This is a genomic window from Brooklawnia sp., from assembly GCF_049651565.1.
Classification (GTDB): domain Bacteria; phylum Actinomycetota; class Actinomycetes; order Propionibacteriales; family Propionibacteriaceae; genus Brooklawnia.
On the sequence record NZ_JBASCI010000045.1, the window covers coordinates 1 to 3,411 of the forward strand.

Below are 3,411 nucleotides of genomic sequence, written 5' to 3' on the forward strand. Positions count from 1 at the left end.
GTGCACCGGTTGCCCGGCGGCTGTCTGCCGGGCGATGGGCGCGATCGGCAGCAGGGTGCGCCGGTCGGTGGGTACGTGGGACCCGATGTGGGCGCCGGCCAGGATGGCGCGCAGCCGCTCGGCGATCTGCGGGTAGTTGTCGAAGCCGAGCACCGCGTCGGCCTCCGGCAGCGCCTCGGCGAGTTCGCGCCCGTAGCGTTCGGCCAGGCAGCCGACTGCCACCACTGCCCTGGCAGAGCCGGTCGACTTGTGGTCGGCCGCGGCCAGCAGGGTGTCGATGGAGTCCTTCTTGGCCTGCTCGATGAAGCCGCAGGTGTTGACCATGATGACCTCGGCGGCGGCCGGGGCGTCGATCAGCTGGAACCCCTCGGAGTCCAGCCGGGCGGCCAGCTCCTCGGAGTCGACGTCGTTGCGTGAGCAACCCAGGCTCACCAGGTGTACCGATGTCATCTTCCATTGGCCAGGTCGGCCAGCACCTCATCCAGGTCGTCGGGCTTGACGAGAACATCGCGCGGCTTGCTGCCCTCGGACGGCCCAACCAAACCGCGGTTCTCAAGGATGTCCATGATACGACCCGCCTTGGCGAAGCCGATCCGCAGCTTGCGCTGCAACATCGACGTGGAGCCCAATTGCAGCTCGACTACGTGCCGGGCGGCGTCCAGCACCAGCTCGAGGTCGTCACCGATGTCCTCGGCGACCTTTGGTGCCGCTTCGGTCGCGGCAGCGACCTCGGGACGGTACTGCGGCTCCAACTGGCTCTTGATGAACTCGACGACCTCACGGATCTCGGCCTCGGTGACCCAGGCACCCTGCACCCGCATCGGTTTGGACGCGCCCATCGGCAGGAACAGCCCGTCGCCCTGGCCGACCAGTTTCTCAGCGCCCGGCTGGTCGAGGATGACCCGCGAGTCGGTCATCGAGCTGGTCGCGAAGGCCAGCCGGCTGGGCACGTTGGCCTTGATCAGCCCGGTGACCACGTCGATCGAGGGACGCTGGGTGGCCAGTACCAGGTGGATGCCGGCGGCCCGGGCGAGCTGGGTGATCCGGACGATCGAGTCCTCCACGTCGCGGGGAGCGACCATCATCAGGTCGGCCAGCTCGTCCACCACCACCAGCAGGTAGGGGTAGGGCGCCAGCACCCGTTCGCTGCCCGGCGGCAGTTGCACCTGGCCGGCCCGAATCGCCTTGTTGAAGTCGTCCACGTGCCGGAAGCCGAACGCGGCGAGGTCGTCGTAGCGCTGGTCCATCTCGGCGACCACCCACTGCAGGGCGTCGGCGGCCTTCTTGGCGTTGGTGATGATCGGGGTGACCAGGTGCGGGATGCCGTCGTAGTGGGTCAGCTCGACCCGCTTGGGGTCGACCAGCATCATCCGCACCTCATCGGGGGTGGACCGCATCATCACCGAGGTGATCAGCGAGTTGATGAAGCTCGATTTGCCCGAGCCGGTCGCGCCGGCGACCAGCAGGTGCGGCATCTTGGCGACGTTGGCCAACACGTAACCGCCCTCGACGTCCTTGCCGAGCCCCACGGTCAGCGGATGGTGGTCGTTGCGGGCCTTTTGGCTGCGCAGCACGTCACCCAGCGAGACGACTTCCTTGTCCTTGTTCGGGATTTCGATGCCGATCGCCGAGCGGCCCGGGATCGGGGCGAGGATTCGGACGTCGGCCGAGCCCACCGCGTAGGCGATGTTCTTGGACAGCCCGGTCACCTTCTCGACCTTGACCCCGCTGCCCACCTCGATGGCGTAGCGGGTGACGGTCGGGCCGCGGGTGTAGCCGGTCACCCGGGCGTCGATCTCGAACTCGGCGAAGACGTCGGTGAGCTTGTGCACGATGGCGTCGGACGCCTCGGTGCGTGCCTTCGGCACGGTGCCCGGCTTCAACAGTGCCGGGTCGGGCAGGGTGTAGACGATGTCGCCCGACAGCGCCAGCTGCTCTACCCGCTGTGGTGCCGGGGTGTGCGGTGGTGCCGCCAGTTCCGGCGCTGGATCGGGGGCTGCCGTCGCCTTGCGGCCCACCAGCACCGGCGTCGAGGGCAGTTCGGTGCTGTCGTGTTCGGCACCCTCAGGGTCGGCCTCGTCGGCTCGCCCGGAGGTCAGGGCACGCACCGAGCCCTCGACCAGGGGGCTGTCGTAGGCTTCGTCCACCCCGTAGCGCAGCTTCTCGGCCCGGGCGTGCCGGCCGGCGCGCACCTTGCGCGCGAACCACTCGTAGATGCCGTGGAACAGCTCAACCCATTCGGCGATCGGCTTGCCGATCACCACGATCAGCCCGAACAACGCCACCAGCGCCAGCACGAACGCCGACAGCCAGACCGGCAGCAACTGGCTCATCATCGAACTCGAGATGTAGCCGATGATCCCGCCGAAGCGGCTCATCGTCGCCGGGTCACCTGGTGCCGGCAGCGGAACCCGGGTCAGGTTGATGATGCCCTGCAGCCCGAACAGCAGGAACCCCCAGCCGACCCATTGGCGTCCGGCCGGGCCGTTGTTCAGCGGGTTGCGCAGGGTGCGCATACCCATCACCAGGAAGATGGCCGGCAGCGCGTAGGAGGTCAGCCCCACCGTCCAGGAGACCCCGATTCGCAGCCATTCACCGATCAGTCCGGGGATGTTCAGCCAGAACCCGGCGGCCATCAGCAGGGCGAGCAGGAAGCAGCCCAACCCGACGCCGTCGCGACGCACTGCCGGATCCCTGGCCTGCACGTCGCCGCCCATACTGCGGGCCAGCGTGCCCAGCGCGCGGGCACTTCCGCGCCACAGCCCCCGTGCTGCGCTGACCACCATGTTGGGTTGGTCGCCGCGCTTGGGTGGGGTCGGCTTGGCCTTCGTCCGGCTGGGAGAGCGGGACGAAGATCTGGTGGTACTGCCGGACGCTCGCGAACTCGCCGGTTTCGTCCCACTGGAACGGGACGTCGAACCACGAGGCCGCGCCGGGGAAGACGCGCGGGTCGCCATGGGGGCAGATTACCCCAGCCCCGGCTGGCCGTTTTCCTGACCACGCCGAGGTCAGCGGAAGTGCTGCCAGCCCTGTTCGCCCTCCCAGGCGTGGCCGTCCACCAGTACCTGGGGGCCGGCAACCGGGTCGACCTCGACGACCCGGCCGACCACGTCCCAGTCTGCCGGCACCCGCCCCGGGTCGAAGGTGGCGGCCATGGCGTGGTCCTCCCCGCCGGTCAGCACGAAGCCGAGGGGGTCACGACCCAGCGCGGTGGCCACTGCGGCCACCGGTTCGGCGATGACGAACCGGGCGCTGTCGAGGTCGACCCCGACGTTGCTGGCGTCCGCGATGTGCCGCAGGTCGGCCAGCAGGCCGTCGGAGACGTCGATCATGGCGGACGCGCCGGCCTGCGCCGCCTGTCGTCCCGCCCCGTATGGAACCTGGGGGGCGCGTTGGGAGTCGACCGCCGCC

2 protein-coding genes and 1 pseudogene are annotated in these 3,411 nt (G+C 69.3%); all 3 read right to left on the reverse strand.

Translation table 11 applies throughout. The features are described from left to right. Positions 1-450, reverse strand: a pseudogene (locus WBL05_RS02235) (MiaB/RimO family radical SAM methylthiotransferase); the annotation flags it as partial. Continuing rightward, the gene (locus tag WBL05_RS02240) at positions 447-2,957 is read right to left on the reverse strand and encodes a DNA translocase FtsK 4TM domain-containing protein (protein WP_424223446.1); all 2,511 of its coding nucleotides are present in this window, start codon (positions 2,955-2,957) and stop codon (positions 447-449) included. The gene WBL05_RS02240 and the pseudogene WBL05_RS02235, both read right to left, overlap by 4 nt. Positions 2,958-3,008: 51 nt before the next feature. After that, the coding region (locus tag WBL05_RS02245; protein WP_424223447.1) for an AIR synthase-related protein at positions 3,009-3,411 on the reverse strand (403 nt) is incomplete at its 5' end.

What these genes read in the sequence shown, in the direction of transcription:
- WBL05_RS02240 (WP_424223446.1), bottom strand. Translation starts at nt 2,957, where the DNA reads ATGGCGACCCGCGCGTCTTCCCCGGCGCGGCCTCGTGGTTCGACGTCC.